Annotated in this window: 17 protein-coding genes; 13 read left to right on the forward strand and 4 right to left on the reverse strand. The window is 42.2% G+C overall.

Annotated features, from left to right (window positions below; genetic code table 11):
- Positions 1 to 135: 135 nt before the first annotated feature.
- The 9 genes from ACZ5NG_RS02850 (at position 136) to ACZ5NG_RS02890 (ending at position 8507) form a co-directional block, all read left to right on the forward strand.
- Positions 136 to 1293: an SLC13 family permease gene (locus ACZ5NG_RS02850; protein ID WP_464252487.1), complete on the forward strand. Its 1158-nt coding sequence runs from the start codon at positions 136 to 138 to the stop codon at positions 1291 to 1293.
- 177 nt (positions 1294 to 1470) lie between these two features.
- The gene (locus ACZ5NG_RS02855) at positions 1471 to 2646 is read left to right on the forward strand and encodes a TraB/GumN family protein (protein ID WP_464252488.1); all 1176 of its coding nucleotides are present in this window, start codon (positions 1471 to 1473) and stop codon (positions 2644 to 2646) included.
- Between the two features lie 16 nt (positions 2647 to 2662).
- A complete protein-coding gene (locus ACZ5NG_RS02860; protein ID WP_464252489.1) occupies positions 2663 to 3328 on the forward strand; it encodes a DNA alkylation repair protein in 666 nt (221 codons plus the stop codon).
- A 265-nt stretch (positions 3329 to 3593) separates the two neighbouring features.
- On the forward strand, positions 3594 to 3905 hold the full coding sequence (locus ACZ5NG_RS02865; protein WP_464252490.1) for a DUF5320 domain-containing protein: 312 nt from the start codon (positions 3594 to 3596) through the stop codon (positions 3903 to 3905).
- 154 nt (positions 3906 to 4059) lie between these two features.
- A complete protein-coding gene (locus tag ACZ5NG_RS02870; RefSeq protein WP_464252491.1) occupies positions 4060 to 4281 on the forward strand; it encodes a heavy-metal-associated domain-containing protein in 222 nt (73 codons plus the stop codon).
- Positions 4282 to 4372: 91 nt separating this feature from the next.
- Complete coding sequence (locus tag ACZ5NG_RS02875) at positions 4373 to 6226, forward strand: heavy metal translocating P-type ATPase (RefSeq protein WP_464252492.1); 1854 nt, start codon at positions 4373 to 4375, stop codon at positions 6224 to 6226.
- Between the two features lie 58 nt (positions 6227 to 6284).
- Entirely contained in the window at positions 6285 to 6971 is a 687-nt protein-coding gene (locus ACZ5NG_RS02880; RefSeq protein ID WP_464252493.1) for a Crp/Fnr family transcriptional regulator, read from the forward strand.
- A gap of 115 nt (positions 6972 to 7086) precedes the next feature.
- Positions 7087 to 7743, forward strand: coding sequence for an ABC transporter ATP-binding protein (locus tag ACZ5NG_RS02885; protein WP_464252494.1), 657 nt, complete (start codon positions 7087 to 7089; stop codon positions 7741 to 7743).
- Positions 7740 to 8507, forward strand: coding sequence for an ABC transporter permease (locus ACZ5NG_RS02890; protein WP_464252495.1), 768 nt, complete (start codon positions 7740 to 7742; stop codon positions 8505 to 8507). The genes ACZ5NG_RS02885 and ACZ5NG_RS02890 overlap by 4 nt, the downstream gene beginning before the upstream one ends.
- A 139-nt stretch (positions 8508 to 8646) precedes the next feature.
- On the opposite strand, the gene ACZ5NG_RS02895 is transcribed toward ACZ5NG_RS02890, so the two are convergent.
- Entirely contained in the window at positions 8647 to 8883 is a 237-nt protein-coding gene (locus tag ACZ5NG_RS02895; RefSeq protein WP_464252496.1) for a hypothetical protein, read from the reverse strand.
- A 293-nt stretch (positions 8884 to 9176) separates the two neighbouring features.
- On the opposite strand from ACZ5NG_RS02895, the gene ACZ5NG_RS02900 reads away from it, so the two are divergent.
- Entirely contained in the window at positions 9177 to 9524 is a 348-nt protein-coding gene (locus tag ACZ5NG_RS02900) for a DsrE family protein (RefSeq protein ID WP_464252497.1), read from the forward strand.
- 4 nt (positions 9525 to 9528) lie between these two features.
- On the opposite strand, the gene ACZ5NG_RS02905 is transcribed toward ACZ5NG_RS02900, so the two are convergent.
- Positions 9529 to 10884, reverse strand: a complete 1356-nt coding sequence (locus tag ACZ5NG_RS02905) for a hemolysin family protein (protein WP_464252498.1) — start codon at positions 10882 to 10884, stop codon at positions 9529 to 9531.
- A 95-nt stretch (positions 10885 to 10979) separates the two neighbouring features.
- Here ACZ5NG_RS02905 and thpR point away from each other — a divergent pair, with 95 nt between their 5' ends.
- Positions 10980 to 11549, forward strand: coding sequence for an RNA 2',3'-cyclic phosphodiesterase (gene thpR, locus ACZ5NG_RS02910; RefSeq protein ID WP_464252499.1), 570 nt, complete (start codon positions 10980 to 10982; stop codon positions 11547 to 11549).
- Positions 11550 to 11609: 60 nt separating this feature from the next.
- Here thpR and ACZ5NG_RS02915 read toward each other — a convergent pair whose 3' ends face one another.
- The gene (locus ACZ5NG_RS02915; RefSeq protein WP_464252500.1) at positions 11610 to 12050 is read right to left on the reverse strand and encodes an Hsp20/alpha crystallin family protein; all 441 of its coding nucleotides are present in this window, start codon (positions 12048 to 12050) and stop codon (positions 11610 to 11612) included.
- Between the two features lie 133 nt (positions 12051 to 12183).
- Between ACZ5NG_RS02915 and ACZ5NG_RS02920 the strand changes: the two genes are divergently transcribed.
- Positions 12184 to 12606 (forward strand): TipAS antibiotic-recognition domain-containing protein, encoded by a 423-nt coding sequence (locus ACZ5NG_RS02920; protein WP_464252501.1) that lies wholly within the window; start codon positions 12184 to 12186, stop codon positions 12604 to 12606.
- Positions 12607 to 12842: 236 nt separating this feature from the next.
- Here ACZ5NG_RS02920 and ACZ5NG_RS02925 read toward each other — a convergent pair whose 3' ends face one another.
- Positions 12843 to 14798, reverse strand: a complete 1956-nt coding sequence (locus tag ACZ5NG_RS02925; RefSeq protein ID WP_464252502.1) for a PAS domain-containing protein — start codon at positions 14796 to 14798, stop codon at positions 12843 to 12845.
- Between the two features lie 194 nt (positions 14799 to 14992).
- On the opposite strand from ACZ5NG_RS02925, the gene ychF reads away from it, so the two are divergent.
- Positions 14993 to 16087, forward strand: coding sequence for a redox-regulated ATPase YchF (gene ychF / locus ACZ5NG_RS02930; protein ID WP_464252503.1), 1095 nt, complete (start codon positions 14993 to 14995; stop codon positions 16085 to 16087).
- The last annotated feature ends 40 nt before the right edge of the window (positions 16088 to 16127 follow it).

The raw sequence follows: 16127 nt of genomic DNA on the forward strand, positions 1-16127 counted from the left end.
TTTAAGAGCTTTACAAACCCGATAGTTGATGAAAGGGGATAACATAAACGTACTATACATTTTTTTGTAAAAATAAAGGATTTTATTGTAGTAATGCATTATTAAATATATAAATAACAAGATAGATGACGAGAAATGTTGAAGAACAACTTTTTGTTGCCTGTTGTAAAAGGACCGATGAAGTATATGCAGAAATTATGGCAAATAATTAAGAAGGAGTTTTTACCGGTCGCCGCAGGAACGGCTGCAGCGGTATCGGCAGTATTTGTACCCCCGTCTTTGGAATATGTGTCTTACATAGATTTTAAAGTAATTGCCATCTTGTTTTCTCTGATGGTGGTCATTGCCGGCATCAGAGAAACCGGAGCCTTTGAGGTATTAGCGCAGAAGATGCTTTTAAAAACAGGCAGTGTACGCACTATGTCACTGGCCTTAATTTTGCTGTGTTTTTTTTCATCCATGCTGATTACCAACGATGTGGCGCTGCTTACCTTTGTACCCTTTACCATAGCGGTGTTGTCCTTTGCGGGAAAGGGCAACCTTATTTTTGTGATTACCATGCAGACGGTAGCCGCTAATTTAGGTAGTATGCTCACTCCGGTGGGAAACCCGCAAAATCTATACCTCTATTCCTTTTTTCATTTAAGTATTAAGGACTTTTTGCTGATTACCTTGCCAATTGTGGCATTCAGCTTGCTCATAATTGTCGGTATCACTTTTGTGATCAAAAATAGCCTTGTTTCGGTGAATTTTGCAAAAAAAACGGATATTGAAAACCGCCGCAAGCTATATATTTTTTTGGCGATGTTTGCTCTCTGCATTGCCGCGGTTGTTGGGTTAATTTCTTACATTCCTATGCTGCTGGCGGTGTGTCTGGTAGTGATGTTTACTGATCGGCAAACATTTAAAAAGGTAGATTACAGCCTTATGTTAACCTTTGTATTTTTCTTTGTCTTTGTGGGAAACATTAGTCAGCTGGAGTCTACGCAGGAAGCTATCGGCAGCATTATTCACGGTCGAGAAATACTCTTTGCCGTGCTGTTGTCACAAATAATCAGTAACGTACCGGCAGCAGTGATGCTGTCTTCCTTTACCGATAACTACCCTATGCTCATTGCGGGTACTAATATCGGCGGGCTGGGGACACTCGTTGCTTCCCTGGCCAGCTTAATATCCTTCAAACTTTACCTAAAAACAGAGCATGCAAAGCCGGTTAAATACTTAATTGTTTTTACCCTTGTCAACCTGCTTATTCTTCCTGCACTGCTTACTTTTACTTTTCTTTGGTATTAAAAATATAGCAGGATTATCTTGGTTTATGAAGAATGTTTCGTCAGAAGCGGCGTTGCTCAAAACCAAATAACATGCCCTTTATCGAGGATTAAGTGTGGCACAAGAACAAAGATATATTGTATAATAAGAAAGCATTTGCATGTATCTAGGCATTAAGTATAATAAGGAAGGTATTTTATGTCTGCAGAAAATGAAAATAACGTTACCAGAATATGTATTGGCGATAAAGAATATATCTTAATTGGCACCGCCCACGTTTCCCGCAGCAGTGTAGAGCTGGTGAAGCGGGTTATAGAAGAAGAAAAACCGGATTCGGTTTGCATCGAATTAGATGAAAAACGATATCAAACGGTAACAGAAGGCGGTAAATGGCAAAATACCGATATTTTTAAGATTATTAAAGATAGAAAAGCAACCCTTTTGTTAGTTAACCTTATTTTATCCTCCTACCAAAAACGGGTGGCCAAACAATTTGGCATTACTGCCGGGCAGGAAATGATTCAAGGGATACAGTCAGCAAAGGAAGTCGGCGCCCAATTGGTACTGGCCGACCGCGACATTCAGGTCACCTTTGCCCGCATTTGGCGCAGCGTGGGTTTTTGGGGAAAAATAAGGTTGATGATGGAAATTATCTACAGCATTTTCAATGACGAAGCCATTACCGAAAAAGAACTGGAAAAAATGAAGTCAGAGGATATGCTGAAATCAATGCTTGAAGATTATGCCAAGTCTTTTCCGCGGTTAAAAGTTACTTTAATAGATGAGCGGGATCAGTATTTGGCCCAAAAAATCAAAGATGCTCCGGGCAAGAAAATTGTCGCCGTGTTAGGAGCGGCTCACGTACCCGGCGTTACCAGAGAAATCCACAAAGAACATAATTTGCAGGAACTAACTGCCGTGCCTAAAGGCTCTAATGTCGGAAAAATCATCGGCTGGTCTATTCCCGCATTAATTATATCCTTAATTGTATATATGTTTATCAGCAATCCGGCGGTCGGTGCGCAGCAATCAATAAGCTGGGTACTGTGGACAGGCTCCTTTGCCGCCCTGGGAACGCTGCTTGCTTTCGGACACCCGCTGGCCATTGTTACCGCCTTTGTTGTTGCGCCGATAACCACTTTACACCCCTTACTTGCTGCCGGCTGGTTTGCCGGATTGGCGCAAGCCTATGTGTGCCGGCCAAATGTAAGAGACTTTGAAAAGCTGCCCGAAGATGTTTTTAGCCTGAAAGGTTTTTGGAATAACAAGATAACGAGAATTTTGCTTGTTGTGACACTGGCCAACATCGGAGGTTCCATTGGCACCCTGATCGGGGGGGCCGACGTCATTCGCTTATTCTTGCAAAACATTTAAGGACGGGTTACTTACTATGGAAGACAAGCAATATTCCCGGCTGATTAATTCATTTTTAGAAAACAAAAACGAAGAACGGGCGGTTCAGATGGCCGCCTATATGAAAAATAAGTTTCCCTTTTTAGGCATACCTAAGCCTGAGCGGGCCAAACTGCAGAAAGATTTTATTAAGCAAGCCAAGAAAAAGGGTTCAATTGATTGGGCCTTGGTTTTTAAACTTTGGGAGATGCCGCAGCGGGAATTTCAATATTTAGCCGTTGATTATTTGCAGGCCTTAAAAAACTTTCTGCAAAAAGGTGATATCGATCAGGTAAAAACCTTAATTATTACCAAGTCTTGGTGGGATACTGTAGACAGCATTGCCCAGAACCTTGTCGGCCAGCTGTGCCTTAAGTATCCCGAGCTGATAGAAAGCCACATACTAAAGTGGGCACAAAGCGAAAATATTTGGCTGGTACGGGTGGCGATTATCTTTCAGCTAAAATACAAAGAAAAAACCGATACCAAACTTTTGGGCTTAATTATCAAACAAAACTGTGACACCAAAGAGTTTTTCATTAACAAGGCTATTGGTTGGGCCTTAAGGCAGTATTCAAAAACCAACAAAGAATGGGTTAAACAGTTTATCGAAAATAATCAGCTGCACCCACTTAGCGTAAGAGAAGGAAGTAAATATTTATAGATAGGGCAAAACCTAAAAAGTTATGAAAGTATAATAACTCCCACCCGCTGGGGGTTATTTTGCTTGGGGTTGAATGCCTTCTTATACAAACATTATGAAAAATTAGCCAACGAAAAACTGTAGCAAAGTTGGATGGGGGCGGTAAATTATATCAACTTGCCCTCTGTTTTTTTAAAAAAGTTATTGACATATGTTCAAAATCCCGTATAATGGGATTATAAATAACATATGTTCAAAACTATTTTAGTAAGGAGGGAATTTATTTATGCCAAGAGGAGACGGAAGCGGTCCATTTGGACAGGGAGCAATGACTGGAAAAGGATTGGGTGATTGCCTAGTACCTATTGAAGGGAATTTTATCCCGGCGTTGAACAGGGGGCCGGGTCGCGGCAGAGGATTTGGTAGGGGTTTTGGTAGAGGCTTTGCCAGAGGCTTTGCCAGATGCGGCAGAGGCTTCGGCAGGTATTATGCCGGGTTAACTGACAAACAATTACTGGCCCACGAAAAAGAACTGCTGCAAAAAAGGTTGGAAGTAATTAACCAACAGCTGGAAAAACAATCTGAGGAAGATAAGTAATAGAAGCGGGTTCTGTTATTTATCTTATTTAGATTAGTGCTTTTTATTTATGTTATAAACCTTGATCTAAATCAAGGTTTATTTTTATTTCTAATGTTATACTTAGATGTAATACAAATATTAGAAGTACTACAGATATTTAGGGGGAAAGAAGATGGCTAAAGCGGTATTTCAACTGGAAACAATTACCTGTCCAATGTGTGTTAAGAAAATTGAATCAGCACTGGGTAAAACAGCAGGCGTAAGTTCAGCCCAGGTATTATTTAACTCCAGCAAGGTTAAAGCCGAATTTGATGAAGCACAAGTCAGTGCCGAGCAATTACAAGAAATAATTACCAAACTGGGCTTCCAAGTGTTGTCTTCTAAAATATCTTAATGAGTAATCCGCTTTAGGTGTTATCTTAAAGCGGATTTTAATGTCATAAAAAAACAGCTTTTAATTGACATGATAAAGGAAGTGAAGCACTATGGTGCTGTTCATTAATAAATATAAAAACCAAATTACCGCAGTTTCCGGGCTTTTAATTGTTGTCGGCCTGATATTGGGGGTTTCCGGATATGCAAGGGGGCGGGCCGTTGCTTTAATTGCCGCTACCATTGTTGCCGGTATTCCCATTGCCATTAAGGCCTTTCAAGCACTGCGCTATCGGGCTTTCAGCATTGAATTGCTGGTAACAATTGCCGCTGTAGGTGCGCTTTATATACAAGAATATACTGAGTCTGCGGTAGTGACTTTTTTGTTTTTATTCGGTGACTACCTAGAAGGCCGCACGCTGGAAAAAACACGTTCTTCGCTGAAGGCGCTGGTTGACATGGCCCCTCAACAGGCAACGGTAATTCGGGATGGGCAAACCGTCACCGTGCCTGTGGAGGATGTGGTTAAAGGCGAGCGGGTGATCATTCGCTCCGGGGAAAAAGTGCCGGTAGACGGCAGCATTGTATCCGGAAAAGCGACGTTAAATGAAGCTGCCGTTACCGGTGAATCGGTGCCGGCCACAAAAAAAGTAAGGGATCAAGTTTACAGCGGGACCATTGTCGATACCGGTTATATTGAAATTGTGGCCGAAAAAGTAGGAGACGACACTACTTTTGCTAAAATTATCGAACTGGTGGAAGAGGCTCAGGAATCAAAAACTAAAACCGAAAAATTTCTTGATAAATTTTCCCGCGTTTATACACCGGCCATTATTGTGTTTGCTTTTATTGCCTTTTTAATTACCGGCAATCTGCATATGGCCATTACCTTTTTAGTAGTGGCCTGCCCCGGTGCGCTGGTAATTGGGGCACCGGTATCTACGGTGGCCGGTATTGGCAACGGGGCCAAAAACGGTGTGCTGCTCAAGGGCGGCGAAGTGGTGGACAAACTTTCCCGGCTAGATACCGTTGTGTTTGACAAAACCGGTACCTTAACCAAAGGAAAGCCGCAGGTAACCGATATCAAAGTTTTCGGCAACTCAGACGCAAATGAAACGTTAAGATTAACGGCTGTTGCGGAAACCATTTCTGAGCATCATTTAGGCCAAACCATTGTCAAAGAAGCGCAAGCCAGAAAACTGGATTTAAAATCAAAACCGATGAAGGGAGAAGTAATCAAAGGCGGCGGCATTACAGCTGTCGTCGAGGGTCATTATTTGGCAATCGGCAACCGCAAATTAATGGAGGCAGAAAAAGTCAATATTCCTGATGAGGTATTAAATTACGCGGTAAAACAAGAAAAGGCCGGTAACACAGTCGTTTATGTGGCCATAGACGGTCAAGCGGCCGGCATTATTTCCATCGCGGATCAAATTCGTGAAGATGCCCTGCCCGCACTGGCCGCATTGAGAAAGCACGGCATTAAGAAAATGATCATGCTCACCGGAGATAACAAACATACCGCTAAACTGGTAGCTGATAAGCTTGGTTTGGATGAATTTCATGCCGAACTGCTGCCGGAAAACAAAGTGGAATTTGTGAAAAAATTAAAAGCACAAGGACACATAGTAGCCATGGCCGGAGACGGCATTAACGATGCCCCGGCTATTGCCGCCGCAGATATTGGCCTAGCCATTGGCGAAGGCGGCACCGATGTTTCCATGGAAACGGCAGATGTTGTGCTGATGGCCGATAAGCTGATGCAGTTTGCTCATGCCTACTCGCTGGCCAAGGCCACTATGGGCAACATGAAACAAAACACTTTCTTTGCCCTAGCGGTGGTATTGGTCTTATTGGCCGGCGTAATCAACGGCAATGTGCATTTGGCCTCGGGTATGTTTGTCCATGAAGCCAGTATATTAATTGTCATTTTTAATGCCATGAGGCTAATTGGCTTTAAAATGTAAGTAAGGCTCATACCGCACTGCCTTGGTGCTTAAAACAAAACTAACAAGGTGGATGACAATGAACAACGGCAATCCAAAACATTGTAAACATGCCTGTATTACACGGGTACCCATTTTCAACCATTTAGAAAACGAACAAATGGCAGAAATTATGCAGGTGACCAAATCTTTCTCTTATAAAAAGGGGGAATTTATTTACGGCGCCGGTGACCTCGCTAACGCTCTTTATATAGTTGCCCGCGGCAAAATTAAAATTTACCGTCTATCTGCAACGGGTAAAGAACAATTGGTGCGCATTTTAAATCCGGGTGATTTTACCGGTGAGTTGGCTTTGTTTAAAGAATCAACCCATCAATCTTATGCCCAGGCGCTGGAAGATAGTCAAGTTTGTGTAATTACCCGGGTAGATCTGCAGCAATTTTTAATGAAATACCCTTCCATCTCGTTGAGAATTTTGTCTGAGTTTGCCCAAAGGTTAGAAGTAGCCGAAAAACGAACCACCCGTTTTGCCACTGAAAAAGTGGAAACGCGGATTGCTCATTTTCTGGCGGAATGTGTAGACCGTGAAGAACCGTCACCGGAATTTGTCCTGCCATTGACTAAAAAAGACCTAGCTTCTTATTTAGGTACTACCCCCGAAACCTTGAGCAGAAAGTTAAAGAATTTGGAAGAGGCAGGGTACATCAAACAAACCGGCCGGCGCAAGATTAAAATTTTAGATTTAAACGGCTTACTGATGGTGTAACCCTAGCCGTCAAAAACCACCCGCATCTAGGCGGGTGGTTTTTGATCTAATCTTAAGAACAATGCGTTATAATATAAAACGGCAAGGCAGTATGAGGGACAAGCGAGGTGGTAATTTGCCCATCTTGGAATTTCAAAACGTAACATTTGCCAGTGAAGGTAAGGCGATTTTGAAAAACATCTCGGTGTCTATAGAGCCGGGAGATTTTATTTCCCTAGTGGGCCCGTCCGGCAGCGGCAAAAGCACTTTTTTAAAACTCTGCAGCCATTTAATCAGCCCAACAAGCGGCGATATTTTTTTTAAAAACAAAAATATGCTGCAATATAATCCCACCGAATTAAGAAAGAGCATTGCTTATTGTTTTCAAACGCCCCATTTGTTTGGCGATCGGGTGTTGGAAAATATCAAGTTTCCTTTTGCGGTGCGCAACGAAAAGTACAATCATAAGCGGGTAGAGAAGCTGTTTTCCTTATTCGGCATGAGCACAGATTACTTAAACAGAAAGGTGCAAAACCTGTCCGGAGGAGAAAAGCAGCGCATTGCTTTAATCAGAAGCCTGATTTTCAAACCGGAAATACTGCTGCTGGATGAAGTTACCTCTGCCCTTGATGAAAAGAATACGCAAATTGTAGAAAAGGTGATTGCTTCATTAAACAAGGAAGGAATTACCCTTTTGTGGATTACTCACAACCCAAAGCAGGCAATAAAATACGCCAATAAAGTACTGACTATAGAAGCCGGTGAAATTAAGTCATTCGAGGTGATTAAATGAACGCTTCAAATGCCATTGACATTACATCGCTGTTGACTGCTTCATCATTAGTAATGGTGGCACTGTTTTTTTCTTATTGGCAGCGGCTGAAACTGGAAAAGGATTTACTGTTCAGCGTGTTTAGAGCGATTGTTCAGTTGGTGGCGGTAGGGTTTGTTTTGGAATATGTTTTTGGCTTGGAAAACCCTCTTTTTACCAGCTTGCTGCTGTTGTTTATGACTTTTAACGCCGCCTATAACGCTGCCAAAAGGGGCAAGGCCGTGAAAAACGCCTTTTTTATATCCTTTTTATCTATCAGTGTGGGAACAATCGTTACTTTGGCGGTGCTGGTTTTTTCCGGTGCAATTCAATATCAGCCCTATCAAATTATACCCGTCGGCGGTATGATTATCAGTAATGCCATGGTGGCGCTGGGCTTGTGCTATAAAAATATGCTTACCGCTTTTAAAAGCAAGCGGGAAGAAGTAGAAACCAAATTGGCATTGGGTGCGGATCTGCTACCCGCTTCTGCGGAAATAATTCGCGAGGCCATTAAAACAGGTATGTTGCCAACGATTGATTCCGCAAAAACACTGGGCATTGTAGCCCTTCCCGGAATGATGACCGGGCTAATACTGGCCGGCACGCCACCCCTGGAAGCAATTAAATACCAAATTATGGTGACCTTTATGATGCTTTCTACCACGTCAATATCTTCTTTTATGGCCTGTTATTTGGCCTACAAAGGCTTCTTTAACGACCGCAAGCAGTTAATTTCTTTTTAGACACCCATGCTGCTTATGCGGCACCAGCAGTAGGATGAAAATTGGCAACTTAATTTTCAGGGCAGGTAAACCGGAATTAATGCAGCAAATTTACAAATTAATATACCCCGGGATGCATCTTTGCCGCCCAGGGCAATTTTTAACTCACGTTTTCTCGTCCCATTTTAAACCGTTCCAGCTTGAGGTTTAAATAATTTACAAAATCTGCATCGCTTTGTTCTTTAGCTTGCAATCTCATTACCCGGTCAAACTCGATACCGGCCAAATAAACTTCTGCTTTCAATGCTTCAATTGCCGTACAACCAAAGCCAATCCAGTTTTTGATATTTCTGCAGTCATACCGGTTCAAAGTAAGCATAAACCCTTTTAATTTCATGGGCAATCCCCCTTTGTGAGATTGTTATAACTATCACTAACTTTTTAGTATAGTTTAACATAAAAGTTTTATTTTGAAAAGATACTAATTAATGTTTTATTAAAAAAATTGCGACAATAACCAGACGGTGCACGGATTAAGCCTTTGACCCATTTACTGCAGTTTGTTTTTTAAAAAAACTTGAGCAACAGGCTAATAAAAATTTTCACAATTTCTTTAAGTAGAAAAATGTAGCAATATGGGATATAATGTAGTGTGAGTAATTATATGGAACAGTAGAGGTGAACGCAGTTATGTCAGCAAACAAGGTAATTTTTCATATTGACGAGATGGCTAAGTGGAAGTTATTGTTAACCAACCTAAATAATTTGGTAGCCGCTGTTGACGCCAGGCAGTTTAATATTGAGGTTTTGGCTAATGCCGAAGCGGTAAAGTATTATCAGCGCAATGCTGAAGCACAAGACAGCGATACCATGCAAAAACTAAAGGCCCAAGGGGTAAAATTTGTCGCCTGCAATAACGCCTTAAAGGCCCATAACATACAGCCGGCAGATTTATTTGACTTTGTCGAGATCGTTCCGGCCGGTATTGTAGAGCTTATCGATAAACAAGGGGAAGGATACGCCTATATCAGACCCTAAGCCCCTAGGAGGGCGGGCCATCCCCGCCCGCAGCTGGGGCATTTTTTTTGTTTAAGTACACAATTGCTTTTTCCAATTGATGTTCCTTAATTTCCATTACTTTAATGGTCAGCCCCCACTCCTCCAGTTCGGGTGTGCTGCCGTCTTCCGGTATATAGCCCAGCATGCCGAAAACAAAGCCGCCGAAGGTATCGTATTCATCAACGGGCAGTTCAACATTGAGCTCTTTAGAAACCCCTTCCAAAGAAACGGGCCCTTGTATCTTCCAAGTGTGTGAATCAATGCGTTCAATCAGAGTCGGCTCTTCAACAACCGTTTCGTCATCTTCTAAATCGCCTACCAGCTGCTCCAGCAGGTCATTCATGGTAATAATTCCGCTCATGCCGCCGTGGTCATCCAGCACAATGGCAAAGTGCCGGCGACTTTTTTTCATGTTGCGGAACAATAAATCGGTACGGACTGTTTCCGGCACTAAATAGGCCGGTTTTACCGCCTTTTTCAAAACGTTTTCGCGGGATTTATCCCTTAGGCGAAAATAATCTTTAGTGTTTAATATGCCGACGATATTGTCAATGCTTTCGTTGCATACCGGATAGACGGTATGGCGGCTTTTATTGATGGTTTCTTCCCATTGTTCATCGCTTTCATCCAGCCACAAAATAGATACTTCCGTTCGGTGCGTCATAACTTCTTCTGCCGTTTTATCATTGAATTCAAAAACGTTTTGAATCATTTCTTTTTCGCTTTTGTTAATTGCCCCTTTCATACTGCCTTCATCCACCATCATGCGAATTTCTTCCTCGGTAATTTGCTCATCGGCAGCTTGCGGATCGATACCAAACAGCTTTAATATGGCATTGGTAGATGCCGTCAATAGCCAAACCAGCGGGGCAAAGATTTTAGAAACGGAGTAAATCATGCCGGACATGGCCAAGGCCAGCGTATCGGCATATCTCATCGCCACCCGTTTGGGAACCAGTTCTCCTAATACTAAGGTAAAATATGATAAAATTAAGGTGATCATAATTACCGCCACGGTATCTAAGGTGGCCGGCGGGGCACTGATACCAAGCTCGACAAACCAATCTACCAACATATCGGAAAAGTTATCCGCCGCAAAGGCGCTGGCCATAAAACCGGCTAAGGTAATACCTACCTGAATAGTAGCCAAAAATCGGGCCGGCTGTTCGGTCAGCTTAATCAGCTTAATGGCGCGCTTATTACCGGCGGCGGCCAGTTTGGCCATTTTATTGTCATTCATCGAAATAACCGCTATTTCGGCACAAGCAAAAACGGCGTTTAAAATAATTAACACCAGCTGCAGCACCAGCAGCCAAAATATAGAGCCGGCTTCAGACAAAAAAATTACCTCCATGAAATGATATGTCTTCAATCTATAAGTTGTCTGATAAAATGAAACAATATACCATATTCATATAAATTATCGCTGAAAGGGTGAGGATAATCAGAGCTTTTATTGGCATTGACTTTTCCAGAGAACTAAAAAATGAAATCTATAAACGGCAGCAAATAATGAAAAGCTATGCGCACCGGGGCAGGTGGAAGTACATAGATAATTTTCATCTGACGTTAAAGTTTTTGGGCGAAACTACATCTGCCCAGCGGGAACAGATTAATGAGATAATGAAAAGCATCTGTGCTAATGAGAAACCTTTTTGCCTGCAAATTAAAGGTGTGGGCACTTTTCCCGGCCGCGATTCCGTCCGCGTTTTATGGCTGGGGTTGGCCGGCGACATTGCCCCCTTGCAGTCGTTGCACCAAAAAATAGACACGGCATTGGCGCCCATTGGCTTTCAGCCGGAAAAAAGAAGTTACCGGCCCCATATCACCATTGGGCAGAATATTGTCTTTAAACGCAGCACGGCGCAAATTTTAGAGCAAATGAAGGACCTGCAGCTGGGAAGGGTAGAAGTAAGCAGCCTGTTTTTGTTTAAGAGCGAGCAAATTAACAACAAACGGGTTTATACCAAGGTGCAGGAATACCCTTTGGGTGAGTGGCAATAAAAAAACCCCCTAGGGGGTGGGGTAGCTTAAGTAAAGTTACTGTTCACGGCAACTGCCGGATTAATGAAACTCTATATCAATTTTTTTCCTGCTGTCAGATTGTACTTTAGGCATGCGAATTTCCAGCACACCGTTTTTATATGTAGCTTTAACTCCTTCAGCCGAAACCGATGCAGGTAAGCCAATAGAGCGTTGAAAACGACCGACAAAGCGCTCCTGCCGGTGCATATTTTCTTCCCTGACTTCGTTTACTCGGTTGATGGTACCGCTAATGTGAAGTACATTGTTATCAACAAAAATGTTGACATCGTCTTTCTTTTCTAAACCGGGAAGATCGCAGGTGGCCACTACTTCGTTTTCTGTTTCGTAAATGTCAACCCTTGGTTCACCAAAACTTTGGCCAAAACTGCGAAAAACCGGAAAATCAGTGTTGAAAAAACGATCGAATTCACGTCTCATATTGTTCAGATAACGAAAAGGCTCGTAAGGAATTAAAGACATTGCTGGCATTACCTCCGTTTGTGGTTTTAGTAGTATTATGTACCGACAGAAAAATGTTTATTCCGTCATTTAGTATTTTGTTGCGGCGGTAATACTAACTAATACATTGTTTTTTATTGAGGTGAAGATTACTATGAGTAATCAAGAAAAATTTGATATTAAGCAAAAGATCATTGCAGAAAACGAAAAAAAATACGGCCGGGAAATTCGTGAAAAATACGGCGATGAAGTGGTTGATAAATCATTTGAGCAAATAAAGGCCATCTCTCCGGAACAATATTATGAGATAACCAAACTGACGGCAGCGTTATTAGGAGCGCTGTATACCGCCATGAAAACCGGTGACCCGGCTAGTGAATTAGCCCAAAAAGCGGCGGATTTACACCGGCAGTGGTTAAGTTATTTTTGGGATGAATATACCAAGGAAGACCATGTAGGGGTAGCTCAAATGTATGTAGAAGATGAGCGGCTGAGAGCTTTTTACGATGCCGAACATAAAGGCGCGGCAGAGTTTTTAAGGGATGCCGTACTGATTTATACCGGCTTGAAAAAGTAAGTGTGCGTATGGCTACAACTAAACAACATTACATTTATGAGAACGGGCAGGGGACCGTCCCTGCCCGTTCTACGTCACGGTCTTGACCGCGCCGCTTGTTGATTTGTAAAGGAAAGCGGTTAAGACCGCTATTGGCTTTTGGAGTCTGCACAAATTACATTTACGGCTGAATGGCAATACCTTCGATGATATGTATGGGCAGACCCTAAGGCCGTCCGACCTAAGCAACTTTGCCTTTAAAGAGAATTGCACCATTCGCTGTTTCTAAAACGTACATAAAAGGTGGTGCCGGTGCTTCCCGTTTGATAGGTTATCCTGGCGTTATGCCGTTCGGCAATGCTGTAGCAGGTAGCTAACCCCAATCCGGTACCCTGTTCTTTGGTGGTAAAAAAGGGCGTTCCCAGTTTTTGCTGCACTTCCAAGCTCATGCCTTTACCTTGGTCTTTAACTTCCAATACCACCTCATCGTTTTCCATGTATGTTTTAATGGTTAGTTTTCCGCCCGGTTTCATTGCTTCCAGTCCGTTGCGGGCTAAATTGAGAATAACCTGGCGAATTTCTTTTCCGTCCAGCGGCAGATCACATACGTCTCCCAAATAAATTTCCACCTTTTTATTGGTGTTTAACGCGTCTGCTTTAATTAACGGGGTAAGGTTTTTTACAATGCTGTTTAAGTTCTGCATCACCAGCTCGGAAGCTTTGATGCGGCCGATAGAAAGAAACTCAGTAATAATATCATTTGCTCGGTCCAACTCTTCCAGCATGAGCTGATAATAAGAATGATACTGTTGACAATCTTTCTTCATGGCAAGAATTTGCAAAAAGCCGCGCACGGTGGTCAGCGGATTGCGCACTTCGTGGCTGATGCTGGCGGCCATTTCGCCGATAATATTTAAGCGTTCTAAGCGGGCCATTTTCCGCTCGTAAAGTTTCATTTCGGTTAAATCGCTTACTACACCGAGAATGCATTTGGAACCGTTTAATTCTATAATTTCAGCGGAAACCAAGGTATAGCGTATATTGCCGTTTTTGTCTCTAAGTTCCGCCTCAAAGTTGCGGACGGAATTGTTTTTGTTAATCAGTTCATGATATAGCCGTAGGGCATCCGATTTTTGGCAGATATTCAGCTCCAGTATAGATTTACCGATTACTTCTTCCCGGGTGTAGCCGGTTACTTTTTCAAAACTTTTGTTCACTTCATAAAGGACGCCGTTTTTGATAGAACTGATAAACATCATGTTGGGGCTGGAGTGAAACGCTTTGGAAAATCTTTCTTCAGACAGACGCAAGTTTCGCTCTGCCTGTTTGCGTTTAGTTATATCCTGAACATGGACGATAAAATATAAAGGTTGGTTCAATGGGCCCTGCACTTGCGAAACACCGGCATGTACCCAAATTTCATGCCCTGATTTGTGCAGATATCTTTTCTCAATTTGAAAAGAGTCAATGTTGCCTTCTAAAATTTGCTGCATCAATTCTTGGCATTTTTTGAAATCATCGGGGTGGGTAATATCTTTTATGTTGAGATTGATCAGTTCTTGTTCAGAGTAACCGACGATTTGACAAAAGGCAGCGTTTACTTTAAACCAGTGGCCGTTACAACTCAACAATCCAATGCCGGTGGGAGCGTATTCAAAAGAACTGCGGAAGCGCTCTTCACTTTCTATTAGCTTTTTGGTTTGCTCTTTAAAAAGTACCTCTAAATGTTCTCTTTGAGCTCTTAGCTCTTCCTCAAGCTGTCTGCGGGTGGTAATGTCCCGGATACAGGAAACCACTTTGTTTACTTTCGAATTGACTTCCGAAAGCGGAAAAGCGTAAATTTCTATCCAGATTTTTTTACCTTCACGGTCGTAAATGGGCATCACTTGAGATTGGGGCGTGCCAACTTGAAAAGTTCTCAGCACCGGACAAGAGGTACAGGATTTATTAAGTCCGCTAATTACTTGATAACAATACTTTCCGACTATCGGCCGTTGAGGCGCAAACCACTGTTCTAACTTGTTATTTGCCCGTAAAATGCGCAGCGAGCGATCAACGACAATGATACCTTCCTGAATACCGTCAAATATTGCTTTTAACAATGCTTCATTATCGTCCAATGTCTCATAAACGCTACAACTTTGATTAGCTCTAAACTTTTTTGGTTTTTCTGAATAATTACTTGACAATGTTTTGTTGTGCTGACAGCACATGCCGCATTCCCCCAAATAAATCTAATTATAGACAATATTCGCTATGACTTGTCGAACTTCCTTTATTAAGATAAAACAATTGTCTTTGTATTAAGGAAAAATTATGTCGGTCGTCAATCAAAATGTTAGTTATAGCTTGGTGCTTGTGAATTGAAGATATTTTTGCTATTATTGTCGAGGGAGTGTGATACAAAGTGAATTTGACCACTGGTTTAGTGGGCTTGCCAATGGTTGGTAAAACCACAATTTTTAATTTGTTAACCAACTCAAATTTAGAAACATCAAACTTTTTATCCGGAAAAACCGAAACCAATATCGGTGTTGCGAAAATACCGGATAAGCGTATTGATTTTTTATCCGCTATGTTTAAGCCGCGCAAAACTACATATGCACAAATACAAGTCAGTGACGTACCCGGTTTGGTGCGTGGCGCCAGCCAAGGACTGGGTATCGGCAATAAGTTTTTAGATGACATTCGCAATGTAGATATGGTGGTTCATGTGGTGCGGGCATTTAACAATCCTGATGTACCGCACGTTGAAGATAGCATTGATCCGATGCGTGATATTGAAACCATCAGTTCTGAGCTGCTGTTTGCCGACATGGAGTTGCTGGATAAGCGTATTCAGCGTATTAAGGGCGGTAAAAAAGTAAAAAAAGAGCAGCTTGCTGAATTAGAAGTATTACAAAGGTTATTGGCAGCATTGGAAGAAGAAAAGCCGCTAAGTGTGGTTGAATTGAATGAAGATGAACGGCAAATGCTGCAACATTATCACTTTTTTACCGAAAAACCACTGATGCTGGTAATTAACATTGATGAAGAACAATTTAAAAAGGGCGATTACCCAAAGAAAAAAGAAGTTGAAGCCTGGGCGGCTGAACGCGGCATACCGGTGCTGGAAATATGCGGTTTAATTGAAATGGAAATAAGTCAGCTTGACGAAGATGACCGGCAAATGTTTATGGAAGATTTAGGGATTACCGATTCCGGTATCGACAGATTGGCCCGGGCGGCTTATGCTCGTTTAGGTTTAATTTCTTTCTTTACCGCCGGTGAAGATGAAGTTAAAGCTTGGACCATTCGCAAAAACACCAACGCTAAAAAAGCAGCGGGTAAAATCCACTCTGATATTGAGCGCGGTTTTATCCGTGCCGAAGTGGTAAAATACGAGGATTTGGTTGAGCACGGCAGCATGGCCAAGTTAAAGGCAGACGGTAAGTACCGCTTAGAGGGCAAAGATTACATCGTTGAAGACGGTGATATTATCAACTTTAGATTTAATGTTTAAAAATAAACCGCCTTTTCCTTAGGCGGTTTTTTTATCTTGA

It is taken from the genome of Desulfovectis peckii (assembly GCF_055391705.1).